Genomic DNA, 26,737 nt, shown 5'->3' with positions numbered 1-26,737 from the left:
GCAGCGGCTGATCAGCCGCTGCGATGTAGTGACGAACAAGGTTAGCGAGTGTTTGCATAGCCCTCACCCTCCAGCAGTTCGATCAGCCGAATGTTTGCAGGAAGTAAATCACCAAGAGGATAAGCATCGTCATTGGTAATGGTTTCCCAAAATTTCACGACTGAACCCGGATTCGAGCGAGAACGAGAGTTATTGAGGTGCGATGCAAAGACGCTCGTAAAAAAGCGATCAAGCATTGTGTCGATTGTTCTATTCGCTGCTTGGAGTGCATTCCCCGTATCGCCCCAGCAAATCGTGCCATTGCTATAGACATTAGGAAATGGCGAATGATAGAGCATCGTATTTTCGTTTGGCCAGGCTGTGCTATTGAGTGCATAGATTCGATAGACGGTTCCGCATCCACTCCACACTAGTGGCGGTGTCACAATCGAAATCGGTTTGGGTTTATTGCTCTCAGTGGTGATCAAATTCCGGCGCTTTGGTGGAACATATTTGATAATCAAGTCGCGGCCATCATGGCGGCCCATTGCAATCACATGCTCGGGAAGAATACCTGTTGATCGTGGAATATTGCCAAGCAGGGCGTGGAGCGATTCAATATTAACTGGATAGACCTGCTGAACCAATCCATCATTACGCTCAAGAATCGTCGCTGTTTTATAGAAATGAACCACCAGCGGTGCTGCTTCATCAGTCAAATGAAACGCTAATGATTGGCTTTGTGTAGGGTTCGGCGTTTCCAAGCCATTTATTGGCTTCTGCAAAGAATTCTTCTGCATCTGCGGGGTCCTCTGGAAAAATAAGGTCATAAAGCGGTTGGGCCTCGAAATCTTCCTCATCCTTCGTGTCATTATTCCCAAGAACAATGTCGATCAGCGCCTTTGATTGTGCCGCCACGTTCACATTTTTGCTGCACACGACTGCAATAGCGCCATACAGCGGAAGAACAAAATCGAGGGTGATATCAGGGTTGAAAGCTAAATCATGGGAACGATCGAGGTACAGACTTTCGAGAAGTCTCCCAAAGAGTTGGTTTCCTCGAACGCGATCAATGTAGTCAGGCATCTGCCAATCAGTGTTATTCCCTTGGATTCCACTCTCTTGGATTCCCCGATGCGACCAATCAACAACATCCAACCCAGTAATGTTGTTGATATAGGCCACGATGGCGGCAAGCTGGCGATGATTCGGATCAGCCGATGCAGCAAGGACATTAACCACCTTGCTACAAAACAGGAAATCCTTGGGCGCACGGCTGGCGCGTGGGAACTGGGCAACGTCAGGATCAAAGGTGTGTGCCTCGTCGCCCATAATGTGGTTGATAACACTGGCAAGCCAGTGCTGCCTAGTGCCCGGATAGCGACTAGGGGGGTCGTATCCATACACCATAATCGGCATATCCTGAAGAAACATGCCAACGATTTCAAGAACGGAAAAGGCTTCCTCATCGCTGTTGAAGGTCATGGCGAGTCCTTCAACATCAAGGTGATCACGCAAACTGTTGTACAGGTCGAGATAATCTTCGATCCAAAAACAATAGTTCAGGGCCATGACGGTCATGGGTCGAAGCTGAAATTTGACGGTTTGCCAGAGATCATAATCAGGCCAGTTTTGCTGCATGGCTCTACCAATCAGCAGCATTTTCCGCATCGCCTCAATATCGTCCCGCTTAATGTAGGCGTTCAGCTCGCGTCCTGTTACCAGCCGTCCGGCAGATCGTTGCTCGCCATGACTGGGCTTGGGCTGATCTCCGCTGCCTTCTCGATAATCGTGAGCGTTGCTGGTTCGCTCGGGTAGGTGGCTATACATTTGACATACTCCCAGACAGGTTGCGATTGAAGCACCTCGTCAATCGTCATGTCGCTCGTTCGTAAACCCAAAAAGTCGCGCATCCATTGCGGCAATGGTGGTGGTGGCGGAACAGGGTCTAAAGCAGTCAGCGCGGCTACCAATGCCGCGCTGAGGTTAATCGTTGGCTGTTGCATGAGCTACCCCTTTGTGCCAACCTTCTTCACAAATTCAACAATGACTTGGCCATCGTTCGTTGTCTGCTTGATCTCAGCATTGGCCATATCAGGAAACCCCATCGCAACCAACTGTGCCTTGATTTGCAGGTTTTCAGCTTCGTGCTCTTTGGCCGTGGTTGCCGTTGATGGGAATTGATAGTCTTGGGTTGGCGTGCGAACAATTTTCACCTTTGGGGTGGCCGCTGCGGTCGTGGTTGGCTCGGCGGTTTCGGCTGGAGCGTCGGTTGATTGTGGTTTGGTTTTGCCTGACATGATGGTATCTCCTACAGATTCATGTGCCATAGAATTAATTGGCTTTTATGTCTGATTCAAACACCCGATAGTAGCGATGGTGGCTGACGGCGATCAGATAGACCTCTACGCCGTCGGCTAAGCGTGGCGGGATAGTGCCTGGTAATCGTCGATACACCTTCGTGACCCCGATTACCATTCCTTTGCGCACGCGGCCCATATACTGCGTGCGCGGCCAGCCATCAGCATCGGGCTTGGGGGCAACGATGCGTGAGAATCGCACCCATTGCCCTAGTTCATACTTTTTCTTTGGTGGCCGTGACACAACCCCTCCTTGCTGCGATGTGATGTGCTTGATTTATTGCTGCGTGAACGCGCCCAAGTCGAGCAGCCCGCGCAGCCCCATGGCCGCGATTTGCACCAGCTCTTTGATTGCATCCGCCGACAGCACAGCAGAGTTTTGGGCCTTTTTCACCTCTACCCAAAACTCTTCTAGCTCTTCGAGTAGCACGGCATATAATTCGTGCTGATTACGAATCGCGCCATGCTTCCGGCAAGCTTTTTCAAGCTCGGTCAACACCGCATCGAGCACTGGCGCAATCGCATCTTCGAAGGCTATTTCTTGGGCTTGCTCTTTGCGCTCGGCAGCAGCTTGGTCGAGCAACCAGCGCCCGAAGTATTCCCAAACTTCTTGCTCGGCAGCGGCTGGCGTTTCTGGCGCGCCGATGCGTGACTCTGATGGCAAGCGGCGAAGGTAATAGTGATCTTCGCTTTTGTAAATCTCTAAAACCTCGCCTTCATACTCCAGCACCAGCGGTGTGTCGGTTTTTGCATCGAGGCAACATTCAATCAAGATGTAGCCATGTTCGTAATCAACCAGCCACTCTTCTGTGACCGCCAGCTGGAGTAATTCCGGTGATACGAGGTCGTGCCAATCGTTGATCATCGCGTGGCGCGCCAGATTCGCTTCTTGTAAATCTGCAAGGCGGGTATTGGCCTGCTGCTCCAGCCACGCTGCCTGCTTAGCTTCGTGGGCTTCGACCATCTTCGTTTGCAGGGCGGCTTTCTGTTCGGGTGTGTATCGCATTTGGATAACTCCTTTATGTAAAATCAATATCGTGGTGGCCGATGATTACGGCTATGTTGGCTGGCGGTAGTTTTTGCCAGTTGTGGGCTTAAGTGGTTTCCATCGGTCAGTTGGCAACGGGTCGCGGCGATCATCGAAGCGCTGCCATGAGTCGCCTTGCCACAGATAGCAACGCCATTTGCCATCAACGAGAAGCTGTACAGCCTTGCCAAGCCCCGGCGTTGTTTTGCTGAGTTGGTACACTTTGGATTTCATCTATCCTCCGGCTGCGCAGCCAAGTCGGTGATCAATCGACCTAGCCGCGCGATTGGAATCTATTCGGGCATGGATGGATGGGTGGGATGCTTTCCTCGAGGAACTATTTGATTACTTCCGGCAATCAATCGACCTCGTAACGTGAGGTGGTTCGGCGTGTTTACCAGGCCAGCACACAGGCCTCAGTAGCCAGGTTGGCCGCTGGCTACGGCCAAGGCTCAAACGATTTTCTTGAGCACATCGCGCAGGTTATCGCCAACAAACTCAAGATTGCGGTAGTACAAAATCACGCGATTCTCGTGCAGGTGTGCCACAATCGTCCAGCCGTGATGAACCGCTGCTTCAAGCTTATTAATGGCCTTGCTATCAATCGGCAGGTCGGCCAGCGATTGTTGCGCCAGCTCGGCAGCGCGTTGGTCGAGTTCTCGCTCGCGCTTGCAATTCGCTTCGTGCCACAGGAAGTTCGCGCGTGTGATTTTGACCAATGGCCGCTTGCAAATCGGGCAGGTTTGGTCAGTCGCCATGAACTGGTTCCTTCTCGAAGGCAGCAACCGCAACCTCGCGTAGCGTCGGCCCCTGCCATAACAGGCCGCGTGCAACCAACTGAGTACACTCATTAACGCGGTTGATGACCACAACGTGTTCGCCTGCTGCTAACTCCAACTCTTCAAACAGCCAATTAATCTCCAGTTGGTCAAGCAACTCCGTTTGCAGATCAGCTACCTGAGCTTGCAGCTCGGCGATGTGCGTGGCCATCGCCTTGATTAAGTCTGCTTGGCGCTCATCCTCAAGCGAGCGCGCCGCTAATTCGTTGGTCATAATTCGGTACAAATCCTTCCTCCTAGAGACTCTAGGCGCGGTCAGGGTTGTGATAGTTGGTGGCGCTAATCGGTATTGCGGCGGCCTAGGTTGGCGGCCTCAATGCGTAATCGCTCTGCATGTTGTCTCGCTGCGCGTTTTGCTCGGCCACACGATTCAGGCGTGGCACAGGGCGTTTGGTGGCAGCGCGTACATTCCGTTTCCGCTTTCACGGTGGCCTGCTTGCGATCATTGCGTTTCATTGTTTCAATCGCGGCGTTGAACTTTCCCTGCCGGATAGCGGGCAGCTTGGGCGCTGGGCAGCGGTGGGTATGTTTTCGTGCCTCGGTGATGGTCTTGCCACAACTGGGGCATTGCCACTTAGGTGTGGGCTTTGGTTCCGGCAGCGGCTCAGGGTTGGGGTTGGCTTCGCATCGCTTTTGATGGATTACGATACCCCGCGCGCTGATGTGCAACGTTTTCTTGCACCAACAGCACGTTCTATCGTCGTTTCCGTGGCTCATACAGTGCCTCGCAGTCGTTGGTGTTTGCACACAGACCCAAATCGAACGAATTGACCACACACGCGGCAGCGCAGATAGAAGGTTCTGCGCTTGGGCTGCTTTGGCCGCTGCGGGCAGCGATCCAGGTGTTCTGTGTATTTCCAGAGTGGCCAGCCGTTGCAGTATTTGCCACAGTAATGGCAGCGCTCCGGCGCTTGGTCAATAATGTCCTTCATCGCCTCCTCCAATGCGGGTCTGGAGGAGTGCCGCCAAACCCGCCATTGCACAAACAAAGATGATTAGTGTCATCGTTATTCCTTTGGCTTGGGCGGTTCAAGGCCCAGCGCTTGTTCGATGGTTCCCCACTTCTGAACTCGTGGCCGCGCTCCAAGCCTGCCTGAACGATCCTTGCCCCAAACCGTGCCGCTCTTGTGGCTAATTTCATCAGCCGTAAAGTGATAGTTTTGCCCGCTGCGCCAGCAATGAATGCCAACATCAACGAGCTGCTTCACGTAGCGGCAGAGCGCTTCCGGCAAGGCCAGCACTGTGTGCTCGTATCCATCCTCATCCTTTTCGATTTTCGAGTGTGCAATAAGGATTTTGACCAGCGGCAGGGCTGAAAGTTGATCGAGCGCAGCGGTTAGTTCTTGGGTTGGTTCAACGTGGCTCAACCGCTTGTCCTTCACTGGATCACCCTTGCTGTTTACTTTGCCGCTCGGTGATTGACGATGAATCGAGCGATAGAGCCGATTCAGGCCATCGATCACCACGTACTCGTAGGGGTGGTCGTTCTTGGTCAAATACCGAATGACCTCGTTCAGTTCCTTCAAGCTGGAGACTTCTGCAATGTCGCCAGCGATTGCCTTCGTTCCACCCTCGCAGCACACAACCAATCGATTCTTAATTGTTCCCGCGCTGCACCCTAAGGTGGTTTTGCCTGCGCCTGCCTCGCCATACAACAGGACTGTTACGGTACTGAAATCAGGCGCTTGCTTCCGTTTAATCAGAGATGACATGGCGTAATTCCCCGTTATAAATCGCGGTTTTGATATAGGTTGTTAAGGTGCAACAACATTATTTTGGGTAAAGAATGGCCCGCAGGAGGCTGAGGCCTGCGAGCCGTGAACTGCTATGGTCGCGCCTGATTGGCGCTGGTAAACGGGATTAGCAGCCCGTTTCAATCTGTTCCGACGCGATTACTTGTGCTTGCAATACTTGACGTGTTGGGCAAGTGGCCCACCTGGGTCAATCTCACGCCCGCAATGGGGGCATGGCTTTTTCTTCGGTGGCGCTTTGCCCTTTGGCAGGCGACAATCAATATAGACTTTGATCATGGCGGCTCCTTGGTTGAGGTAGTGCCGGTGACGCTTCCGGCTTTGCAAAGGCGGCTGCCAGTGCAAACGCTGGTTGATGCCGATTATTTGTAAACAACGAGAACGCTGTAGGTATGTTCGTCCTCGGTATTCTCACTTTCAGGCAACGCTGCGTGGGATGCGCTCGTTGACACAATTTCAGCGTTGGTGTGGTTCATCAGCCATGTGTTGAATTGATGCACAACCTCAGCTGCTGCCTTATTGAAATCACTGTCTTGGGCACTGAAAATTCGTACTGCGGTCAATTCAATCACCTCCTTTCATTCCAGACTTTGGCTAGAGCCGAATACCGCGCGCCTTGATCTGGGCATCCAGGTAGCGACTGGCAAACTCCAGCCGCCAAAACTCTTTGTTGTTCCCTGCGCGCGATTCGGTGCAGGCCATGTGGCGCAGGCTGCTGCGAGCGGCCAACAAGGCAGCATTGGAATAATCATCGAGCGGCAACCGGCGGCAGCATGCTTGGGCAATCGACAAGGTATCTTTGATAACGCTTGTCTGGCTTTCAAAACCATATTGCAGTTGGTTGTAGGCCTCGGATAAATCCGCGTTAAGCGAGGCGCGCCGCTCGGGCGTTGTCGCAACTGAGAGTGCAGTGGCTATCCTCGCCAGCGCTTTGGCCAGCGCGTTGATCTCTGCATCAGTGATCATTGTCGCCAAGCCCAGTCGTTGACGGTTGCGCTTGCAGCCTGCTCGGCATCTTCGTAGTTGGCATACGGCCCAAGCACTGAGCCATTAGCAAACAAGATATAGATGCCTGCGCGCTTGGCCGTGTAGCGGTAGCCGTTGGCCAGCGTGACAATTTGGCCTTGGTTCAGGTATTCATAGGTGCGCTTGTTCATTGCTTGCCTCGCTGCCAGCGCTGAAGCTCGGTAATGGCTTCGGCCTGCGTCCGCAGCCCATCAGCCACGCGCTCGCCGTTCCACCACACGCCCCAGCCGCTGACGGTTTCACGCACACAGTTGTGCACGTTGTTATCGTCGAGAGAAAAAGGCATCAAAGCCTCCTTGATCGGTGTTGTTGCAAATTGGAAAGGTGCAAAAAAGTTGGTTGGGTTTTTCAGGGTTGCGAAGGAGCACTTGGGAATTTCCCAAGTGCTATTGGTGTGCTAGGCGCTCATCGCTGTGCGCCGCATGCGATTCCGATGGGTCACGCGATGTTTCGCGTGGTACTCGGTGTGATCCATGCGGGCAACGGCTAATTCGTGCGCTGCTTCGGGGTTGGCTTGTTCCCATTCGATGCGCTGAGCTTCGAGAATGGCACAGCGCTTGGCCCATGCGCGTTCGTAGATCGCCTGGGCTTGGGTCAGCAGTGCATTTAACTTGAGAGCCATGGATTCAGCCTGCTTCAACGTGGCGCGCAAGGCTTTGCGTTCGGCGGCCAACTCAGGGCCAGTCAACGCACGCAAGGCTTTCTTGAGCTTCGCTACCACGGTAGTAGCTTCGAGCGCTGGAAAGATCAACGCTGATGCTGCGGCCTGTGTTTTGTGGGCGTAGGCAACCGCCTGCTTTAACGCAGGGGTTTCCACTGGGGAGAATTGAGGGAGCATAACTGCCTCCATTTATTTAGGTAATTCGGTTTGTGTTAGGCGTGTCCGGCAAAAGATGACCTAATCACATTTGCAGTATAGCATCAATATCACACTTGTCAAGTATGTAATATTACACTTGACAAGTGTGATATTGATGCTATTCTTGGGGCACAATAAAGTGGAGGTATAGATGGCACTAGATGATTTCATAACCGTGCAGGATGCGGCCAGAAAGCTAGGGGTAACGCCCTCGCGCGTGTATCAACTGATTAGAGAGAATGTGATCAAGGCTGATCATGTCGGAGAACAAAAGACTATCATGTTGGTTTCCAAGGCAGAGCTAAATCGTTATATCCAGTCTTTGAGTTTAAAAAGCGAAGCGCCACCAGCGGGAGCTAGCCGCTAGTGGCGCAATTGGCATGCCAGGACATGCCACTATCATCAGAGGATTTATTAATTAGTTTAAATCAATGCTGCATTATAGTTTGTATATATGTAGCACAGATGGGCTAAGGTATTGATACTAAAGCATTGTAAAGCTATAATTCAGCAAGAGGGGAGGGTGTGCGCTGTTATCTTTGCCGGACACACGCACACCCCAACCGAACTTACCCAATAAATTGGGAAGCGCAGAATGCTAACCAATAGGGCATTCTACTCTTGCATTATACGTTGATTGTTTCACCCTTGCAACAATCAACGAGCGAGAGATCAATGAAGAACAAGCATACATCTGACGAAATCACAGGGGTTGTGCCAACCCCAGAGGTATCCACCAACGTGGTATATCGATCCATCGTTTCACTTTATCGCGCTGGCACGCCTGTAACCCAGGCGCTCATCGTCAGGACGACAGGACTAAGCAAAGCGACTGTGAGTCGCCATGTAAGCAAACTGCGTGGGCTGAATCGCATCAACATCGAGCGTTCAGGTCGTACCACGATTTTGCAACCCAAGGAGGCCTAAACGGTGATTCTTAAAAAGGGAAGCCGACCTGCGGCAAACAGATCGGCATAAGACCTTGAGCAATTGTTATTGGGATTTGCTCGGAGAATCACCAACACAACCATATATAAAGCCCGACTATTGATAGGGTTCAATGAGATGCGTGGTGTACAAAAAGTGTAGCATACTTAGCCTGACTTTCAAGTGGCAAACTGACAGCACTGACAGTCAATCCTATGGCCTGTATGTGTTACCCCTCTCTAGCTACCCCACGCACCTCAATATTTCATTTTGCAACAAATTATGTCAATGCGTCGTTCGTGCGTGTGCCGTGCGGGGTTAAGCCGCACAGCCGTGACACAGAGCACGCACCGTTGCAGGTCGAATCTGCGATGCTTGAATGGTTTGATTTTGTTAGTCGTTGCCAGCGCTGGCGGCGGCTCTGAGGTGCTATATATGTCACGTCCTGATTATTCCCCTACTCCCGTGGTTATGGCAATTAACGAAATTGCCTTTCACGGAAATATTATCCCCTTAACTTGGTTTCATCACATTCAGTATGAAAACGGTAAGCCTAATTTAGTGGCGATCATTATCTTGTCTGATGTGATCTACTGGTATCGACCTCAAGAACAACGCGATGAAGAAACCGGAAAATTTGTTGGTTGGCGTTCGAAATTCAAGGGAGACATGCTCCAGCGGAGCTACGATCAACTCTCAGATCGGCTAGGCATCACTAAACGTCAGGCTAAAGAGGCGACCGACTATCTAGTGAGCGAAAAACTATTGAAACGCGAATTTCGCAATGTTCTAACAGATCGAGGAAACCTACTCCCTAACCGAATGTTTTTAGAGCCAATTCCAGAAGGGATTAAGCGTATAAATGAGATGCCAACAGGTGGTTCTGAGGTATCCCCCACTTTAGTGGAAGATACCATGGTACGCCAGAGTGGAAGATACCATGGTACGCCAGAGTGGAACACATGTACAGAGATTACTAATAGTACAGAGACTTCGTTAAGTACAGAGATTACTAATAATGAAATTAATCATTCATCCATGCATGAGAGCGTTGATTCTGAAAATTCAGAACCCAAGCACGCAACTGACATGCATGGCGTGGATGTGTTGTCAAAAAATCCAAGTTACCGATTACTGAAAGAGTGCGGTGTTCGGAGCGACAAGGTATTAGCTGAACTGTCAATTATTCCAGTCGAAATAATCCAAGCAGAATGGGCGCTTGTGAAAAATTCCACAATGCCTGCCCATTACAAGCCCAATCAACTTGCAAAAAACTTGCGCAGCTGGCTGGTTGATCAGGCAGCCAATCCTGAACCTGCCCCAATTGTTGCTAGCGACCCTAAGCCAGAACATCCTTCTATCGCCCGCGCTGATTGGCAAGACCTTGGCCGGTATGACCGTAGCCAAGCGCTAAGCCAATATATGGACGATCTGAAGGCATGGACGAAGCGAAATGAGGGCCGCTAATGACAACGCAAAACTACGATGAATATGCCGAACAGTTCACGCTTGGGGCAATTCTCCTTGATCCTGATGTCACCGTGTTGGTTAACAACATTTTGGTTGATGCTGATGATTTCTACTTCGAAAAGCACGCCATGATTTATCGCGCGATTCGCGCGGTCTTTGATCGGCGGGTTCGCCCCAACGCTGCGACGGTGTACACCGAGCTGCAACGCCAGGGGAATCACGAATCGGTTGGCGGGTTTAGTTACCTGAGCCATCTCACGATGGTGCCACCGACGGCGACTGAGGTCGAAAGCTATGCGGTTTCAGTTGCCGATATGGCCTGGACGCGGCGAGCGCTCAAAAACAGCGCAGAGCTTGCCAGAATCGCGAATGACAACGAGTTGACTCGCGAAGCCAAATACTTGGCTATGACCGACAAGCTCGAAGCGCTTGGCCGATCTGCATCGCAGCAAGCATTCACCAGTATGGCAACGATGACCGAATTGATCTACACACAACTGGAGCATCAGATGGAAGGGGATCGCAAAGTAAGCGGTGTGCCAAGCGGCTACCACGATCTCGATAACCTAACCGGCGGCTTTCAGAATTCCGATTTCATTATCCTTGCGGCGCGGCCTGCAACGGGTAAAACCAGTTTGGCGTTGAATATCGCCTACAACTCTGCGAAGGAATCAGAAGCCACGGTTGCGGTATTCAGTCTTGAAATGAGCCGCGAACAACTGATGCAACGGATGCTGGCAACCGAAACGGGCATCGATATGCAAAAGGTGCGCTTGGGCGAAATCAACGATCGCGATTTGCAACTGTTGACAGAGGCGCTTGGGCGCATGTCAACCCTGCCCATTTACATCAACGATACGCCAGCCTGCACCGTGGCCCACATTCGCTCACGCTGTATGCAGCTGCAAGCCGAGCAAGGCTTAGACCTTGTGATTATCGATTATTTGCAGCTTATGCAGGGTGGTGCAACAGGCCGCCGTGGCGAGAATCGCCAGCAAGAAGTGAGCGACATTAGTCGCGGCTTGAAAGCCCTTGCTCGCGATTTGAACGTGCCAGTAATCGCGCTCTCGCAGCTTTCGCGGGCAGTTGAGAGCCGCAGCTCCAATGTGCCGATGCTCTCGGATTTGCGAGAATCCGGCAGTTTGGAACAGGATGCCGACATTGTGATGTTCATTTATCGGGAAGAGCTTTACAACCCTGATACCGATAAAAAAGGGATTGCAGAGGTACATATCTCGAAGCATCGCAATGGGCCAACAGGCATTGTGCCGCTGCGCTTCTTTCGTTCAACAACGCGGTTTGCTAATTTGGACACCTATCGCGAAGCGGAGGGCTACTAGCATGAGCGAATTCTTTACGAGTGATGAATGGCAAGCCGCTGATTGGTTGAATGCGTTGGATCGTCTCGCCCCAGCTCCAGCGCTTGAACCCATTCCAACATCGAGCAAGATGCTGGACGCAGCGCCCAAGCCTGTTTGGGGTTGGCCAATGCCGCGCACGTTCAGCGATGATATGCCCGAATCGCAAGAAATCATGCTGGTTTGGCACGATCAACAATGGCAGCCCTGCATGACCTCGGTGGATCGCCAATACTATTATCTGCTTGGCGATAAATACGAAGAGCGCTATGCCTTCGAAGCGCATGCGCTTTGGTTGCCACTGCCTCACGCGATGGAGGTGCAGGCATGACCCGCAAAGCAAAAGAATCGGTTACCACGGTTGATCAATTAGAAGTGCTTGGCTATATCCTGTATCAAGTCGAGCTTAGTCCAACGCGGATCACACTTGAACCCTGTGGCCAGCAAGATGGCACAACCTTGTGGGCAATTCGACGCGGCGAGCGTGTGTGTTACAACCGTTCGACCAAAATCTTTGACTACGAGCCACAGCCAAGCAATCGTACCAAGCAGTTTCTGAAAACCCATCGTTTCAAAACTGTTGACGATGCACTCGCTGCATGGGATGCCTACAAACGCACGGCAGATTATGCTGCAATGATGGCTCGCTATGCTCCGCGCAACCCAGAGACTGTGCTATGAAAACGGCACTGTGGGCAATAAATTTTCAATTGGCAGCGCAGGCAGAAGATTGGCGATCAGCGCGCTGCATTCTAGATAATCAACTGGCAGGGTATCCTGCGCTTGATTGGCGGCAGTATGTGACCGCTGAACAGGCTGCAATGGTCGAAGCGACGGTTATAGAGGTTTCAATCGCTCCTGAGCCGTTACAGACGGCCAGCAGCTATAAAAAGCGCGGCGATGAACACATCATCGCGATCACGGCGGGGGATCGCACGTTCGTGACGAGCAATAGCGAGCTGAAGGCTGTGGGCCAAGCGCTGCGCCAAGAAGCCCGCAAACGCAAGCGGAGCGCATAGAATTATCGAGCACTTGGGAATTTCCCAAGTGCCTACTGAATAAAGGAATGACACACAATGACGAATACAGCAATGTTGGCAATTGGCATCAATCCCGGATTTGGCAATACGAAGATTGTTGTCAACAATGGAGCAGGTGACGAAAAATCGATTGTGTTTCCAAGCATCGTGGCGAAGGCGCAACGCCAAGTGCCTGGCGCGCTTGAACAAATTCAAACCATTCAAATCAAAGATGAAAGCTTTTGGGTTGGCGAGGATGCGCTGATCGGTTCACCCCGCAGCGAGATCAACAAGGCTCGGCTGAAGGATGATTATTTCATTCCGGCACTCGTTCGGGCTGGCTTGGAATGGCTGGAGGTGCCACGCGAGCCAAGCGTTGCGGTTAGCGGCCTGCCTGCCAGCTGGGCTGATGAACTGGATACGGCCACGCGCTTGGGCGAGCTGCTGCGCATCGCAGCGGCCCACACCTTCAGCGGGTCAAAGATTCGCATCGTCTCGGAACCGTTGGGCGTGCTCTACTCGCAAGTGCTGGACGCACGTGGAGCGCGAGTCCGGCCTGAATTAGCTAAGAGCCGCGTGCTGATTGTTGATATTGGCCACTACACGGTCAATGCCGTTGTGGTGAACAACTTGCGTCCAGAGCCAGCCATGAGCTTCAGTCTTGACTTGGGCACGTCAACGGTGCTCGCTCGCATTGGCCAGCTGCTATTTGCCAGCTATGAAATGGACTTAACCTTGTTTCAAATCGATCAGGCAGTGCGCAACAAAGGCCTGTTGGTCAGCGGTGAATTCCTGCCGCTGCCGCCAAAGGCAGAATTGGTCTTGGCCGATGCAGGCATGAAGATTGTGGCAAAGCTAACGGAATTGCTGCGTGGTGGTGGCGCGATTGAAAAGGTCTTGATTGGCGGTGGTGGCGCTGAAATGGAATCATTGGCTCAGCCCATCGTCGATAAATATCGCCAAGCAATCGTGGTGCCGAATCCGCAATTGTCGGTTGCTACGGGGTTCGCTCGCTTGGCTCGCTATAGCATCAATAAGGGCGGCCAATGAAACGACTAAGCGCCAAGTTGAGCGATGCGCTTGGCGATGCACTGGGTCGCGCTGGCAACGACACCAGCGCGACGCTTGCACTGCTCATCATTGGTCTGCACGCCGTTGGTCGCGATATTAGCCAGTTTCGTGCTGATGCCTATCGCGCCCTATCGAGCACAGACCTCGAACCGCAGATCGCCAACCATTTACAGCGAATTATCAACGGTGGCATACCGTTGGCAGACATACAACATACGGTAGTCACACAACAGGCAGACAACCGTATGACCTTTGAACCAGAAGAAAAAACCAGTTTTCCAGCGGTTTTTACTGATGATTTCGAGGATGAAGACGACGACTTAGATTTTGGTATGAGCGTTTGACCGTTGTGTTATACTCGTAGGCAGCAAAACGCGGCGCGATGCTGGAAACATCCGCCGCATGAACTGCCAATCTCTAACAACCATCCGGCAGCTACGGGTATTCTACCATGGCTGCTACGTCCAAAGGTAGGTATCTGTGACAACACGATCCCAAACCCTCCTCGGAAGAAAAACGCTGGACGAAGCGCGGCCCATTGGCGCGGCAATTCTCTCTGGCGTGGCCTTTATCATCAGTATTGCAACCACGGTGGCCTGCGTGATTGATGTGCGCGATATTGCGCGGCCCGATGTTTCCATCATCTACGCCGTGCTTATTGGCTTCATTATTGCCATTGGCCTGACCGCTGCGCAGATTTTGACCAGCGATGTCACAACGATCGGCTATCTTATAGCTCTAGCCCCTGATGCGATTATGACCGCGCTCCAGCTGCGCGAGTGGCTGCTCACGCCGCTCTTCAATGCAATCATGCCAGGTAGCAGCGGCGTTGCAATTTCGTGGCTGGTAGGCTTGGTCGTGGGCATCATTTCCGCATACATTCCTGAACGATTGATTTTTGGCAAGCGCAAGCTTATCAAAGTATAGAAATAGAGGGCAGTGCCATGACAGCAGAGCTTTGGATCGGCGTAATCATTGCCGCAGCCATTTTCGTATATGGCTCAATGTATGGTCTTGTTCGCCTCCAGCGTCGCATCGAGCGGCGTGAGGCTCTTGCTGCTGGCCTGCCCTTGCCTGATGAGAAGCCTAAGAAGATCAAACCCGCTGCCCCGATTCAAACGCCAGTGCAGCAAAACTTTCTGAATCAACAAGTGGCCCAACCATCCATGCATGCATTCCCAGCTGGCATTGCGGCCACCGCAATCGAGCCAGTAAAGCCTGCTGTTCCCGTGCTCAGTTACAAACTGCAAGACATTGAAACAACCAAGCGTGGGCATACCGCAATGGCTGGGAGCACGGGCGCTGGCAAAACCACGACGCTCAATACCCTGTTGGCCAACGATATCAAGCGCGGCGTGCACTGCATTGTTTGCAGCACGCACTACACTGCATATCACCCTGAAGATCAGCAAATCGACTTGCGTGGCATTACCCATCTGTTTGAAGTCGCCTACACGCCAGAAACGATCCGCTTGGCGATTGTGGCCGCAGCTCGGCGTATCGACGAGCGGCTAGAGTTGTACCGCGCTGGCAAAGATGTGGGTCAAGACACCGTGCTCTATCTTGGCGAATGGGGTTCGATCAGCCGCAACCTGGGCAAGGAAGCTGATGCCCTAATTCAAAAGATTCTGGACGAAGGGCGCAAGACCAAGGTTTGGTTGGTTGTGGAGCTGCACAGCGCCATTGTGAGCCGCTTTGGTGGCGATAGTGGGCTGCGTGAAGCATTCCGCACACGCTTGGCCCACACGGTCGATCACACAACGTGGTCGGCATTTGTTGGTAAAGAGATCGAACGCCAGCCCGTCCCAGTCGGCTACTGGATGACCAGCAACGGCCTCATTGCCTATGATCGGCCAGCTCCCGAATTACTCAATGCCATGGCGCAAACGATGCTGCCAAACATTCACGAGTATCTTTTGCCTGTATCAAATGATGCAGATGAATCGTCGAGCGCTGGCTCGCCAAAACCTGCCGATCGCGTAGCTGAAAAAACCAGTTCTGTGAACGATGATAACGCACTTCTGAGCGTGTTGATGGGCGTTGAAAAACCAGTTTTTAGCGCTGATGAAAATAGTGATGAAAACGCTCTAGCAGTAGAAAAACCGATAAAAAACCGTCCTAATTTCAAGCTTATCAAAAATAAACTGGATCGTACTATCCTGATGATGCTGTGGGCGGGTATTAGTAAGTCAACCATTGTTGAATCGCTGCAATGGCCTGATGGGCAAAATCTGCGCAATCGCACGCAACAATTCAAATATATTAATACGGTGATCGAGCAAGCGGCAGCGCTGGGGATCGCTTTCGAGGGAATGGCGCTAACAATTGATAACGATTGATAGTAATTGTAATCAATCCGTTTCAATTCGTTACAGCAGCGTCTTGGGTGGGCGTTACAATCCGTTTCAATTCGTTACAGGAGGGGTTATCAATGCCGAAAAGAGTACAACTGGCAGTTACTGCGGTTCGTGTAGCCTATCCTCGCATGATGGGTATGTCGGGAAGAGTAGAGATTGAAGACTATCAAACCAAGTTTGATGAGCTTAAAGACGAATGCACACAGGCGTTATATGAAGCTGCTCAGGATGGCGCTGGCGAAGCTGAGTATGAAGTAGTCCAGCTTACTATGGACTATAAGGTTGAATCAGATTCAATACCGCTCATGATCGTCTCGGGAACGCTTGTGTACAGCTACGAACGTCAAGAATAGTGCTATAATCAGATCAAACCTTCTCCTCTCTCTTCTCTCCCACAAGCGGCTCCGATTTGCGAGCCGTTTGTGGTTTAATCCTCTCGGAGCTGTTATGATTCGCTTACACCTCACAGGCCCCTCGCGCGATGCGCTGGTCCAGGCAATCACGGAATTGCGCGAAGGTCTTGATCGCCACGTTGATTTCGGCTTGCCGCTCGAAGATGAGTACGGCCAGTGGCACTGCCACGGCTACCAGCTCACGCGCGCCGAATTTGCCGAAGCCCAACGATCAGGCGATTGGCCAAATATTGATTGGTATGGCAAGATTCAATAAGTCCACTATCCCTCACGATGGTGGAAAAGAAAGAAGGTGATCACGCGCAATTGCGCAGAATCTTACGCTTTAGCGCCAGCACGCCAATGCGAAACCGTATGCTTTCGGTGCGATGGCGCTGACAGCCTGCATTAAGAGTGTTGGCCCTGCCAAATGGCCGTCTAGCCCACGCTGGCAGCAGCTTCCTATCCCTATATCATTTGGCTACTGATCGGGCGCCATTCAGGCGTGGTAGGGTCGTCGATTGGTCATGTCGCTCTGCGTGCGCTGTTAAAGAGTGTCGAGGGTGCTAAATGGCCGCGTAGCCAGCGCTGGCAGTGCGATCAGCGGCTTTGACGGTAGTGAAACGGTACTGAAACCGTAGTGCAATCGTACTGAAACGGTAGTGAAATAGCGAAGGGGGATTGACCAAACGGCTGTGGCATGATTGAATTGTGGGGGATGATTATTTAACGATGGGGTGTTTATGAGTCGTGATACGGAATTTATGATCAAAGTTGGATTTGCAATTGGGTTGATTTTGTTTGCTATTTGGGCGCTTCAGGATTTCAATCAATCATTGACTGATGGGACGTTCTTCGATCCATGGGTCAATAGCATGAAGCGCTAATGGGGGTTTCACTTGGGAAATTCCCAAGTGGATGGCAGGAAAACTGACGTATAAACATGTATTGATTTGCTAGGATAAATACGCTATACTAGCGCTACATCTCCACGCGAGATATTAACTTGCACGAACGCCGATCCAGTGATGGATCGGCGTTCGTGCTTTAGCCACTATGTTAGCGAACGCGGCGGGTGTCTTGCGCTGCGCCAATATCGGTTAGGTTGGCCAGATAGCTTTCAATCGTGGGGATGGGTTCCTGCGGGGTGATTGAACCTTGGCCACTCGTTGCATTGATGGATTGCTCGGCCACCACAAACTTGCGCAAATTCGCCTCACCAAACGAGGCTGGCAAGTCGGTGATCGTGATCGTATCGCCTGGCTCGATTTCATCGAGCGGATACACACCGCCGGACATATCCGTGAGGCGCTGCGGCACGACATCGATCTGCGCATTCCGATTCTTGGAATCATTCAGCGCGAACGTGCGAGCATTGGCCGCCAATGTGGCGTTGGTCGTATCGACCTTCACGGTCTTGCGGCGGACAATGCCATAGAGCAACGCAGAGACGCTATTGACACTATAGGCAGTTTGGGCCAGCACACCCTTAGCGTTTTGATACGCCGCTCGCACGCTGTTGTAGAGTTTATCCAATGGTCGCTTCATGGTGATGCGCGTGCGTCGCGAAGCCCACGCTCGCGCATAGGTGCCGCGTGGTCGATAATACACCCGCCCCTCGCGATCGACCCCATACACGTAGTCGGTATCAACGGCCAGATCATCGAGCACCTTGCGATAGCTCTCGTTGATCCACGTGCGCTCCTCTTGATCTTCGCCGCTATTCACAATCAGCATTTTGGCGGCGGATAGACCACAGTTCGGATTCAGCGTGCGCAGGTTGGCCAGTGCATCTTCAATGATTTCCTTATCGGTAATCACAATGCCTTTGACGGTGCTGCCGATTGCGTGATTCTTGGTAAAGTCGGCAACGAAGGTGGTCGCGGTTTTACTCTTGACCACCACGCTCTCGCTATTGACTGCACCACTCGCGGAGGTGGTGGATTCAAACACGAGGCGTTGGCCAACGTAAATATTCGCCATTGAGGCGGGTGTGACGGTGCGGTTTGCACCAGCGGTGATTGCGGCGGTGATCGTCACGGTGTTGACCATGTTGGCACTGCTGGCAGCGACGCGCCAGTTTTTGATTCTGAAATACACGTCGCCTGTTTCACCTGCATACAATGCCAGTGCTGCGTCATACCACATATCCATGCTGATGATATCGGTATCAGTGAACGCTTCGCATAAGGCGCCGTTGACAATCGTGCCTGCGCCTGCACCACTGCCGGTAATGGTCAAAATCCGCGCAATAAAGCCAAAGCTCGCATCGCTGCGCTGAAGCACACCCGTCCAGTTGGTTGGCGCGCGAAACTCGAAATCGCACTGGATAATCCGCTGCTTCCGCGTGGCCCCACTTGGTGATTGAATGGCCTTCGAGCCGATGAATGAAACGCTGAATTTCTCATTTTTCTTCGGATAAATCGCCGGGTATTCGCTCCCAAACTCGTGCAGCTCCTCGGCCCGATTACTGACGCGCTCCTTGCCAACAGGCAACCATTTGCTATCGTCCATGGTTGACCATTCAACACAGGCCTCGTCATCATCAAGACAGGCAATCAGGTTAAAGCATTCAAACGACAGGATATTGTTGGCTTCGAGCGCGGGTGTGTTGAGTCGGTAGATAAACCGTTTCCCATCGCTGCGACGCACAATCGCGTGCAGGGCTGGCGGATTATCAAGGTACACGGCTGGCTCGTCGGCCAAGGCGCGTATGCGGAACGTCAGCGCATCGATTGACACATCAATATCGAACGCGCGTTTGCTGAGATTGGCCACCATGGTGTTGGTGGCCGGATTCAGTAAGCTAATGGCATAGTCATAGATTTTCATCATGGCTGTTTTTCCTCTCTCGCCTTAGCGCGGAATCAATGAGGCCGTGCGGCGCTTCAACGTCGCGTTCACAGTCGGTGTTGCGCCGCTGGAACTAGGCATAATCTTCCATGATGTGCCATTGGTCGTCAGAATTTTCAGGCTATGCTCCTTGCCTTTCAGGAAAATGCGGGCATCGCCTTCGCTAAACACATCGAGCGGCGCGGCAGCGGATTGGGCATATCCCAGGCTTGGCGCTTCAGCGCTGACATAGTTGTCATTGATTGAGAGCGTGCCTTGGTTGTTGTTGGGGCGCGTGACGGCGCTATAGGGAATGATGGATGTACGCCCTTGATCGAGCGCGACAAGAAAAACATCGGCAATATCGAGCGTGCCAAGGCCCGTCGCGGTGGCCGTAATGCCAAGCTGAAGTTGTGCCATCGCGCTGGGCGCGCTCAGGATTCCAAGGCTTATCACGCGCGGCGACGTGCCGCTGGCTTCATCGATATGGGTATAGCGGCCATAGATTAATTGGCCGCCAAGCGTGGTGGCAATGGGTCGAATGCTAAAGCCTGCACTTGTCGAATTGTTGCGCACTTTGGCAAACACCAAGCAGCGCGTGGTCTGGTTGATGGATTGCTTGGTGGTATGCACTACTTCGCTCGTGCTGGGTGGGGTATAGCGCATCACAGTTCCCAAGGGCGCATTATTCGCCACATCAGCAACCGAACTGTAGCCTGTTCCTGTGGCCAACGGCGCGGCATTGAATGGAAATAAGCTTTCAGCTGGGCCAATCACCACCGTCCCTGCCGGAATGGTCGGCATGACCGCAGCGGTTGGCAGGTTGCTGAACGCCAAGTCAAGACTTGCGGGACTAGCGATATCGGCTGCGGTTGTGAAGCTCAGGCTTGACAGCATCGTGTCGGCTTCGCCGCCTGGGCTATTTGAATTCACGACGATGCTGTTGCAGAGAATCGGGCGACGCGGAAATTCGACCTTTACGTTGCGGTAAAAACGGGCATTGGTATCGGTCAGGAAGTCACTCGTGAGCGTGATGCCAAACCGTGCTGGCTCCTGCGAAAAGAGCAGGGCATCATAAGCCACGCCGCCGTCAATTTGCTCGCGCAAAATCACGGGTGTGCTGCTCATTCCATCGTTGAAATCGGCAGCGTCGTCGAGGATTGTTTGCAATGCGTTCAAATTCGCCACGACTTCATTACGATCAACGCCGCCAACGGCCAACGAAAAGGATTCGTAGGTGTCGAGGTATGGCTCGCCGCTGCCCGGGTTGCGATCGGGAATCGGCGGCTGCCAGCTATTCAACTCAAGGCGGTACTTCCAATTAACCGACTGATCGTTCAAATTAAGCGCAATTGGCACTTCTTCTTGTTTGATAATCCAAAATCCATGAGCCATGGGTTATTTCCTCCGGTAGGTTTGTTGCTTGATGCGAGCCTTCCCCGCAATCTGTTTTGATCCCTCGTTTATGCCTTGGCGCGCTGCTTCGCGCACCCCTTGGCTATCGGTCGCGTTGAAATACTGGTTAATGGTGTAGTTTTCGGTTGTCGTGGCCGCTGCGGGCATGGATGATTGGATGGTTCCCATCCGCGCAGGCATGCGAGTGAGGCTACTTGGGAGCTGGAGCGCGCTTTGCATCGGGGTCAACAGGTCGCGCATGGTTTGCGCGGCTGGTGTGACCTTCAGGCCCGCTGGCACGTCAAACAAGCCTGGTCCAGCCAGCACGTCAATGCCGTTGCCCGTGACCCGTTCAAGGCCTAATTCCCCCATCACCGTCAGACCACCACGCGTAATCCCCCCTTTCGCCATATAGGCAATGTGGCCAATGGCCGTGCCTGGATTGACCATATTTAAGCCGTCAATGACGGTGTTGATGCCTGAAATAATGGGATTGATGATGCGCGCAACAAACGAGCGTAGATTGCTCAGGCCGCTTGAAACCGCGTCGCTAATCCCGTTGGCAATGCCGCTGCCGATTTCCTTGGCCTTCGTCAAGGCTTTACCAGCGGTATCGCTGATCCAGCCGCTAATGGCATCCCAGACCTCGCCTAACTTGCCGCCGATAACGGGCAACACGTCGGTGCTAATCCAGTTAATAAAGGCTAAGCCAATCGCGGCAAGCTTCGGCCCAACTTCCTCCAGCACGCCTGCAAGGAAGTTGTAGATGGATTCACCAATCTTCAGCAACGTACCTGGTAGGCCAGGTAGGACATCGGTGATAATCCAGCCGATAAATTTCGCGCCAAGCTGGGCAAGGTTGGCAACCACGCCGGGGATTGCCTCAATAATGAAGCCCAAGAGCTTGCCCAAGAACGTGCCAAGGTTGCCTGCTAAACCGGGGAGGGCGTCAATCACCCAGCCGATAATCGAGGCTCCCCAGCCTGCGAGCTGCGCCACGAGATTCGGCACGTTCTCCACAATGAAGGTGAAGAGCTTGCCAATAAACTCAGCTAAGCCATCGAGCAACGGCGGAATGGCTGCCACCACCCACTCGAAAATGGCCTTGCTCCAGCCCACAAGCGTGGTTACGACTTGTGGCAGCTCGGCAGCGAGCCAATTCAACAACCCACCAATGAAGGTATTGAGTGCGCCGAAAAGACCGGGGATTGCATCGAGCACCCATTGCCCCATCTGCGCCGTCCAGCCTTCAAGCGCGGCTTTCAATTCCGGCGATTGGTTGAGCAGCAGCGCAATGGCTGCACCAATTGCTACAAACGGCGCAACCGCTGCGAGTAATGGCCCAAGCAATCCACCTAGCGCGCTACCCACACCTGCTAAGGGGCCAAGCAGCGCACCCAGTGGGCTAACCAGCCGTGTGACCCAACCAAAGAGCGACGAGAATGGCCCAAGAAGTTTCGATAGCCCTGCGCCGATCGGTCCAAGCACCTTCGTTATTGCCGCGCCAATCGGGGCCAGCACGCCGCCAATCCACGTGCTGAAGGTGGTAAAGCCGCCAATGATCAGGTCAATAATCCCCGCCACGTTGAGCGCAAACCCCTTAAAGGTTTTGATAAAGACGAGGAACAGATCATCGAGCGCGCCAAGCAGCGGTTTGAATGCGCCGCCGATTTTGGCGAACATTGTCGTGATGCCGGGGTTTGGCCCTGAGAAGGCCAGCGCTAAGCCACCCCAGAGGGCGGTTGCGGCAGGGGCAAAACTGATTGCGCCGAAAATGGTGGTTAATCCGGCAAGGATTCTGCCGGGCAGCGTATCAAAGGCCTTTGACCAATTGATGTCGCCTAGCTTGGCGAAGCCTGCTGTGAGCGCATCGCCAATGATGCCGCCTACGCCGGATACGCCTGCGGCAATTGCGCCAAGCAACCCCTTTTCAGCGAGCGCCGTTTTGACGTCGCTGATCAGCACCACAATTCGGGGTAGCAGGCCAGCTTGAAATTGTTCGCCCCACTGTGCGCCAAGTTCACGCAATGGCACCAAGACCTTGCCTAATGACAACAAGATGCCTTGTAGCGCCGTTGAGAATGGATTTTCAGTAATAAACTCGGTTGCCGCATCGAGCGCTTCAAGCTGGCGATCCTTGAAATCGACGAAGGATTGCGCCGTATCCGTGACGGTTTTCTGAATATCCTCAATCGGCTTGGGAATAGCTCCCGCTGCGCCCTTGAGATCGGCCAATTGCCCGCTGAGATTGCCCACCCCACCCGCTGCACCCTTGGCCGCGCCACCTGCACCCTCGGTTGCCTTGGCACTGGCTTCCTGTTCGCGTTGATACTGTTGCTCAACGCTATTGAGTTGGGTACGAATGCGCCAATACTCAGATGATCCTTTTTCGGCCCCTTCCAATTCCTTCTGCAGGATGCCAATTTTGCCCGCCGTATCCGCCGTGGCATACTGGTAATCGCGCTCCGCTTTGGCCGCATCGGCGTTCTTTTTCTCAACCTCGGCTAGCGCCTTTTCACGCTCCTTTTCGACTTTGACAATCTCTTTTTGGATTTTGTTGTACTCTTCGGAGCCGACGGCGTACTGGCTCTGCTCGGCCTTCAGGCTGGCAAGCTTGGTTTCGGTATCGGCCAGCGACAACTCATAATCGCGTTGTGATTCGGCGCTGGCTTCGACCTCGCGTTGATACTGTTGCTCGGTCGAGGTAATTTGGGTTTTGAGCCGCCAGTACTCGGCATCAGCCTCGGTATATTTGGATTGCTCCTCGCGCAGCAACGCGATTTTGCCAGCGGTGTCAGCCGTGGCAAATTGATACTCCCGTTGGGCTTTGGCTGCGGCCTCGGCTTTCTTGGCCGCATCGTCCATCGCCGCGCCACCGCCACCCCCGCCGCCTGCACTTGCTGCTTTACTCAACAGATCAATCTGGCGTTGAATCAGATCGTTGTGCCGTTGTTGGGCCTTGATCTGCTGGTTTTGCAGGCTAATATCTGCCTCCAGCACGCTCTTGGCTTTGGTGGCCGCATCAAGTTTGGCCTGCGCAGCGGATTGCTCCGCGCCTTGGGATTTCTTGGTGTCGCGAATCTTCTTTTCGAGATTCAGCGCTTGCAGCTCCAGCGCTGCGGCTTGGCGTTCGGCCTCGTCACCACCGGTGCTGTTGATGAGTTCTTGCAGCTGCGCGGCCCGCTGCGCATCACGCACATCAGCTTGCTGATCGCGAATCGCCTGAAGCTGCGCATCGAGCGGTGACAAGATTGCGTTGTATTTCTCGGTGATGCTGTTCAGCTCGCGCTGCGCGGCAGCCGCATCGCGGTTGGCCTGCTCCATCGCCACCATCGAGCGAAACATGCGATCAACCTGATCGCCTGCGGCTCCGGCGCTACTGCGCACGGCGGCAAACGCACGCTCTGAGACAGTTCCGGTGGTACGCAATTCGTCAATGGCTGCGGCCACCGCGGTTTGCGATCCCAACAGCATCGGGATCATGCCCTCTTCTGGCAGCACGCCCGTGTCGACCATTCCCTTTAATAGTGATTCAATGGTTGACCCGATTTGGTCAAAAATCTGGTAATCGACCTCGCCCCAGCCATCCATCCAAACTTGGGCCGTTTCCGTTCCCCAAGTGTCGATATCCGGCAAGAGTTTGGGCGGCGAATGCGGCTCCAGCCAGTAGGTGATCATGCTGGCAATCGAGTTAAGCGCCTGCATCACATAGCTGGCAGCACTCAAAATCCCGTTGGCCAACTGTTCGCCAATGTTGCGGCCATAGTTCACCGCGGATTGGGCCAAGTCGATAAACACGCCAAAGGCGGCTTGTGCGCCGTTCGCAAAGGCCGCGAAGTAGGGGCTAACAAAACTAATCGCCGCGCCAATCGCATCGAACACGCCCAGCACAATGCTGCTGATTTGCGGCATATGCGCCTGCACCCAATCCGCAAAGAGCGCAAAGGTTGGTGCTAGCCGTTCAGCAACATCAAGCAGCAAGGTTGAGAGTGAGGCCTTGATATAGTCAATCGAGCGGCCAATACCCTGATCCATGACCTGAAAGGCGCGTTCGGTTGCGCCGGAGCTATTGGCCATTTGGTCGAGCGCGGCGCTAAACGATTGTGTATTGCGGCCTGTTAGCGCGAGGGCTGCGCCACCCGCTTCCACACTGCCAAACAGATCATTAATACCCACATTGTTTTGGCGCGCCGCTTCTTCCATCAGGATTAAGGCATCCTGAAGATTGTGGCCTTGGGCAATAAAGTCTTTGAAGCCCACACCCGCAATCGTTTTGAAGGTTTCGGCAGCCTCGCCACCGGATTGGGATAATTCAACCAAGAGCTGGCGCAGCTGCGTGGTGCTCACGCTCGTGGGCACACCCATCGCGGTCATGGACGCAATGGCCGCTGTCACATCGCTAAAGGAGATACCCAGCGCTTGGGCATTGGGAATCACGTTATAGAGCGAATTCGAGAGGTCAGCAAAGGATGTTTTGCCATAGGCGACAGCGGTAAACATCTGATCGCTGGCATCCTGCACGCTCAACACGTCCGCGCCGTAGGCATTGACGACGCTGGTCAGGCCGTCCACGGTGGTCTTAGTGTCGGTTACGCCGCCAATGGCTGCTTTTTGCGCCACCGCCAAAAAATCAAACACATTGCCTTCAGGAACGCCAGAGGACAAGGCTTCATACAGGGCGGGAACAACATCCTTGGGCAATACGCCAAAGTCGGTAGCAAAATCCTTGACCTGGCTTGACATCGCGCTCATGGCCTGCTGCGAGGTATCGGGCAGCAAGGTGAACACTTCTTGGATTTGGCGCTCAAAGCCAATAAACGAGGTCATGGCCGATGCAGTAACGCCTGCAATGGCCGTAGTAATGGCAGCGCCCGCGAGGACAACGCCGGATTTCAGCGTGCTGGCAATGGTTCCGCCGATGGACGTAAAGCCACGCTCGGCGACGCCATGAGCTTCCTCAATCCCGCTATAGAGGCCGTCTAAGTTAATTTCCGTGCCAAGGGCGGCACTGCCTAAAGAGAATTCTGCCATCGCACACTACCCCGTTGGGGATAAACACATGGGCACGGGATAGTGGCGATGTGCGGGTTTGCCATGGGCGCATGGTGCGGCGATGGCGGCTCTTTAACCGATTGGTTATTGCGTTCGGGTTCCGCGTTGGTTGAACCATTCGCGGGCTTTGGTTGGGCTGTGTTCAATCACGGCCATGGGCGTGCGCGGTGTGCGCTTCGGATCGAGATACATTTTCTTGATTGCATTGGCCATCGCCAACAACGATCGATAGAGTATCGTCCAGAACAATTTCTCGTTCATGCATGTTCCTTTGTTTTGATACGCATCCCCATGGATGCAAACCACTCCTCGGCTTTCGCCGGATTAATCTCTTCTTTCTCCATTGGCTGCGCAATGGGTCGTGCCTCGGTAAAGGCCACGTTGCGCAACTGGCGAATCTTCTCGCGATAATCGGAGCGCTTCAGGTGTGGCGCTGTTGCTATATCGATGCCAGTGAGTTGGTCGCCTGCATCGAGCGCGGGCATTTGGCGAGCAAGGATATCAAGCTGGAAAATCGGCAACTCGAAAAAGCGATCAGGGTCTATTCCATAGAAGCGCACTATTTGCGCGTAGATTTTTTCCGGATCGGTTTCGTGACCAGCGCCGTCCCCGCTGCCTCCTCCGGCGCTTTCGACTTTGGGCTATTTTCTTGCGTCCACCACCCAGCAAATCGCAGCTTCTCAACAAGGGTCATGGATGCGCAAACATCATCAGGCATGTCTGGGCCAACAACGCCAATCAGATCATCCAGAAGTTTGGTGAGTTCAATCTCGGCCAACTTGAGTGCACGCGGGGTGCTTTCGACACTTACATCGGTGAGCATTGCCTGCTTTGCAGCAATCCGCTGTTGAAGCCGATCAAGCTGTGCAAGGCTGCGCAAACCAAAGTGACTTGGCCGCAGCAACTCATAGACTTGGCCATTACGCGCACGAAACGTCAGCGGTTCTGGCTCAAGATCAAATAGGGTGAATTCAGCCATTGGGTATACTCCTTCTAGGAATCGTGGGCGGTGGTGAGCCGCCC

The 26,737-nt window shown here is 53.2% G+C and carries 35 protein-coding genes; 14 read left to right on the top strand and 21 right to left on the bottom strand.

The window, feature by feature from the left end; all coding sequences use genetic code 11:
- Window positions 1-41: 41 nt before the first annotated feature.
- The 15 genes from SE18_RS08700 to SE18_RS08630 all read right to left on the bottom strand — a co-directional run bounded on the left by SE18_RS08700 (window position 42) and on the right by SE18_RS08630 (window position 7,820).
- The gene (locus SE18_RS08700) at window positions 42-698 is read right to left on the bottom strand and encodes a hypothetical protein (RefSeq protein ID WP_160319488.1); all 657 of its coding nucleotides are present in this window, start codon (window positions 696-698) and stop codon (window positions 42-44) included.
- Window positions 691-1,641, bottom strand: coding sequence for a hypothetical protein (locus SE18_RS27455; RefSeq protein WP_160319487.1), 951 nt, complete (start codon window positions 1,639-1,641; stop codon window positions 691-693). Before SE18_RS27455 ends, SE18_RS08700 begins: the two co-directional genes overlap by 8 nt.
- 56 nt (window positions 1,642-1,697) lie before the next feature.
- Entirely contained in the window at window positions 1,698-1,985 is a 288-nt protein-coding gene (locus tag SE18_RS27125; RefSeq protein WP_054534055.1) for a hypothetical protein, read from the bottom strand.
- 3 nt (window positions 1,986-1,988) lie between these two features.
- Window positions 1,989-2,279: a hypothetical protein gene (locus SE18_RS08685; RefSeq protein WP_054534054.1), complete on the bottom strand. Its 291-nt coding sequence runs from the start codon at window positions 2,277-2,279 to the stop codon at window positions 1,989-1,991.
- A 34-nt stretch (window positions 2,280-2,313) separates the two neighbouring features.
- Window positions 2,314-2,583 carry a hypothetical protein gene (locus tag SE18_RS08680; RefSeq protein ID WP_054534053.1) on the bottom strand — a complete coding sequence of 90 codons (270 nt, stop codon included), beginning with the start codon at window positions 2,581-2,583 and terminating at the stop codon, window positions 2,314-2,316.
- Window positions 2,584-2,616: 33 nt separating this feature from the next.
- Window positions 2,617-3,345, bottom strand: a complete 729-nt coding sequence (locus SE18_RS08675; RefSeq protein ID WP_054534052.1) for a hypothetical protein — start codon at window positions 3,343-3,345, stop codon at window positions 2,617-2,619.
- A gap of 51 nt (window positions 3,346-3,396) precedes the next feature.
- A complete protein-coding gene (locus SE18_RS08670) occupies window positions 3,397-3,600 on the bottom strand; it encodes a hypothetical protein (protein WP_054534051.1) in 204 nt (67 codons plus the stop codon).
- Window positions 3,601-3,818: 218 nt separating this feature from the next.
- Window positions 3,819-4,124, bottom strand: coding sequence for a hypothetical protein (locus SE18_RS08665; protein ID WP_054534050.1), 306 nt, complete (start codon window positions 4,122-4,124; stop codon window positions 3,819-3,821).
- On the bottom strand, window positions 4,114-4,419 hold the full coding sequence (locus SE18_RS08660; RefSeq protein ID WP_054534049.1) for a hypothetical protein: 306 nt from the start codon (window positions 4,417-4,419) through the stop codon (window positions 4,114-4,116). Before SE18_RS08660 ends, SE18_RS08665 begins: the two co-directional genes overlap by 11 nt.
- Window positions 4,420-5,212: 793 nt before the next feature.
- Complete coding sequence (locus SE18_RS08655; RefSeq protein WP_054534048.1) at window positions 5,213-5,917, bottom strand: AAA family ATPase; 705 nt, start codon at window positions 5,915-5,917, stop codon at window positions 5,213-5,215.
- 401 nt (window positions 5,918-6,318) lie between these two features.
- A complete protein-coding gene (locus tag SE18_RS08645; protein ID WP_152976588.1) occupies window positions 6,319-6,519 on the bottom strand; it encodes a hypothetical protein in 201 nt (66 codons plus the stop codon).
- A gap of 31 nt (window positions 6,520-6,550) precedes the next feature.
- Window positions 6,551-6,922, bottom strand: a complete 372-nt coding sequence (locus tag SE18_RS08640) for a hypothetical protein (protein ID WP_054534045.1) — start codon at window positions 6,920-6,922, stop codon at window positions 6,551-6,553.
- Window positions 6,919-7,113, bottom strand: a complete 195-nt coding sequence (locus SE18_RS08635; protein ID WP_054534044.1) for a hypothetical protein — start codon at window positions 7,111-7,113, stop codon at window positions 6,919-6,921. The genes SE18_RS08640 and SE18_RS08635 overlap by 4 nt, the downstream gene beginning before the upstream one ends.
- Window positions 7,110-7,268, bottom strand: a complete 159-nt coding sequence (locus tag SE18_RS27450; RefSeq protein WP_160319486.1) for a hypothetical protein — start codon at window positions 7,266-7,268, stop codon at window positions 7,110-7,112. The genes SE18_RS08635 and SE18_RS27450 overlap by 4 nt, the downstream gene beginning before the upstream one ends.
- 111 nt (window positions 7,269-7,379) lie before the next feature.
- Window positions 7,380-7,820, bottom strand: a complete 441-nt coding sequence (locus tag SE18_RS08630; protein ID WP_054534043.1) for a hypothetical protein — start codon at window positions 7,818-7,820, stop codon at window positions 7,380-7,382.
- Between the two features lie 172 nt (window positions 7,821-7,992).
- Here SE18_RS08630 and SE18_RS08625 point away from each other — a divergent pair, with 172 nt between their 5' ends.
- From SE18_RS08625 to SE18_RS27445, 14 genes are all read left to right on the top strand, one after another.
- Window positions 7,993-8,208, top strand: coding sequence for a helix-turn-helix domain-containing protein (locus SE18_RS08625; protein ID WP_054534042.1), 216 nt, complete (start codon window positions 7,993-7,995; stop codon window positions 8,206-8,208).
- A gap of 308 nt (window positions 8,209-8,516) precedes the next feature.
- Window positions 8,517-8,768, top strand: coding sequence for a helix-turn-helix transcriptional regulator (locus SE18_RS27120; RefSeq protein WP_152976587.1), 252 nt, complete (start codon window positions 8,517-8,519; stop codon window positions 8,766-8,768).
- Between the two features lie 435 nt (window positions 8,769-9,203).
- On the top strand, window positions 9,204-10,235 hold the full coding sequence (locus SE18_RS08620; RefSeq protein WP_054534041.1) for a hypothetical protein: 1,032 nt from the start codon (window positions 9,204-9,206) through the stop codon (window positions 10,233-10,235).
- Window positions 10,235-11,578: a replicative DNA helicase gene (dnaB, locus tag SE18_RS08615; protein WP_054534040.1), complete on the top strand. Its 1,344-nt coding sequence runs from the start codon at window positions 10,235-10,237 to the stop codon at window positions 11,576-11,578. The genes SE18_RS08620 and dnaB overlap by 1 nt, the downstream gene beginning before the upstream one ends.
- 1 nt (window position 11,579) lies before the next feature.
- Entirely contained in the window at window positions 11,580-11,927 is a 348-nt protein-coding gene (locus SE18_RS08610; protein ID WP_054534039.1) for a hypothetical protein, read from the top strand.
- Window positions 11,924-12,277 (top strand): hypothetical protein, encoded by a 354-nt coding sequence (locus tag SE18_RS08605; RefSeq protein ID WP_054534038.1) that lies wholly within the window; start codon window positions 11,924-11,926, stop codon window positions 12,275-12,277. The genes SE18_RS08610 and SE18_RS08605 overlap by 4 nt, the downstream gene beginning before the upstream one ends.
- Complete coding sequence (locus SE18_RS08600; RefSeq protein WP_054534037.1) at window positions 12,274-12,615, top strand: hypothetical protein; 342 nt, start codon at window positions 12,274-12,276, stop codon at window positions 12,613-12,615. The genes SE18_RS08605 and SE18_RS08600 overlap by 4 nt, the downstream gene beginning before the upstream one ends.
- A gap of 57 nt (window positions 12,616-12,672) precedes the next feature.
- Window positions 12,673-13,665: a ParM/StbA family protein gene (locus tag SE18_RS08595; RefSeq protein ID WP_054534036.1), complete on the top strand. Its 993-nt coding sequence runs from the start codon at window positions 12,673-12,675 to the stop codon at window positions 13,663-13,665.
- Window positions 13,662-14,030 carry a hypothetical protein gene (locus SE18_RS08590; RefSeq protein ID WP_054534035.1) on the top strand — a complete coding sequence of 123 codons (369 nt, stop codon included), beginning with the start codon at window positions 13,662-13,664 and terminating at the stop codon, window positions 14,028-14,030. Before SE18_RS08595 ends, SE18_RS08590 begins: the two co-directional genes overlap by 4 nt.
- A 136-nt stretch (window positions 14,031-14,166) precedes the next feature.
- Window positions 14,167-14,613, top strand: a complete 447-nt coding sequence (locus SE18_RS08585; protein ID WP_054534034.1) for a hypothetical protein — start codon at window positions 14,167-14,169, stop codon at window positions 14,611-14,613.
- 17 nt (window positions 14,614-14,630) lie between these two features.
- Complete coding sequence (locus SE18_RS08580) at window positions 14,631-16,025, top strand: P-loop NTPase family protein (protein WP_054534033.1); 1,395 nt, start codon at window positions 14,631-14,633, stop codon at window positions 16,023-16,025.
- A 92-nt stretch (window positions 16,026-16,117) separates the two neighbouring features.
- Complete coding sequence (locus tag SE18_RS08575; RefSeq protein ID WP_054534032.1) at window positions 16,118-16,396, top strand: hypothetical protein; 279 nt, start codon at window positions 16,118-16,120, stop codon at window positions 16,394-16,396.
- 94 nt (window positions 16,397-16,490) lie between these two features.
- Window positions 16,491-16,712 carry a hypothetical protein gene (locus SE18_RS08570; protein WP_054534031.1) on the top strand — a complete coding sequence of 74 codons (222 nt, stop codon included), beginning with the start codon at window positions 16,491-16,493 and terminating at the stop codon, window positions 16,710-16,712.
- A gap of 466 nt (window positions 16,713-17,178) precedes the next feature.
- Window positions 17,179-17,322, top strand: coding sequence for a hypothetical protein (locus SE18_RS27445; RefSeq protein ID WP_160319485.1), 144 nt, complete (start codon window positions 17,179-17,181; stop codon window positions 17,320-17,322).
- A 172-nt stretch (window positions 17,323-17,494) separates the two neighbouring features.
- On the opposite strand, the gene SE18_RS08565 is transcribed toward SE18_RS27445, so the two are convergent.
- The 6 genes from SE18_RS08565 to SE18_RS08545 form a co-directional block, all read right to left on the bottom strand.
- Window positions 17,495-19,270, bottom strand: a complete 1,776-nt coding sequence (locus SE18_RS08565) for a hypothetical protein (RefSeq protein ID WP_054534030.1) — start codon at window positions 19,268-19,270, stop codon at window positions 17,495-17,497.
- A 21-nt stretch (window positions 19,271-19,291) separates the two neighbouring features.
- Window positions 19,292-20,662, bottom strand: coding sequence for a hypothetical protein (locus SE18_RS08560; protein WP_054534029.1), 1,371 nt, complete (start codon window positions 20,660-20,662; stop codon window positions 19,292-19,294).
- A 3-nt stretch (window positions 20,663-20,665) separates the two neighbouring features.
- Window positions 20,666-25,693 carry a phage tail tape measure protein gene (locus SE18_RS08555; protein ID WP_054534028.1) on the bottom strand — a complete coding sequence of 1,676 codons (5,028 nt, stop codon included), beginning with the start codon at window positions 25,691-25,693 and terminating at the stop codon, window positions 20,666-20,668.
- Between the two features lie 105 nt (window positions 25,694-25,798).
- Complete coding sequence (locus SE18_RS27440; RefSeq protein ID WP_160319484.1) at window positions 25,799-25,975, bottom strand: hypothetical protein; 177 nt, start codon at window positions 25,973-25,975, stop codon at window positions 25,799-25,801.
- On the bottom strand, window positions 25,972-26,274 hold the full coding sequence (locus SE18_RS08550; protein WP_054534027.1) for a hypothetical protein: 303 nt from the start codon (window positions 26,272-26,274) through the stop codon (window positions 25,972-25,974). The genes SE18_RS27440 and SE18_RS08550 overlap by 4 nt, the downstream gene beginning before the upstream one ends.
- Complete coding sequence (locus tag SE18_RS08545) at window positions 26,274-26,693, bottom strand: hypothetical protein (RefSeq protein WP_054534026.1); 420 nt, start codon at window positions 26,691-26,693, stop codon at window positions 26,274-26,276. Before SE18_RS08545 ends, SE18_RS08550 begins: the two co-directional genes overlap by 1 nt.
- Between the last annotated feature and the right edge of the window lie 44 nt (window positions 26,694-26,737).

The organism is Herpetosiphon geysericola, assembly GCF_001306135.1.
Classification (GTDB): Bacteria; Chloroflexota; Chloroflexia; order Chloroflexales; family Herpetosiphonaceae; genus Herpetosiphon; species Herpetosiphon geysericola.
This window is presented reverse-complemented; position numbering and strand designations above follow the sequence as displayed.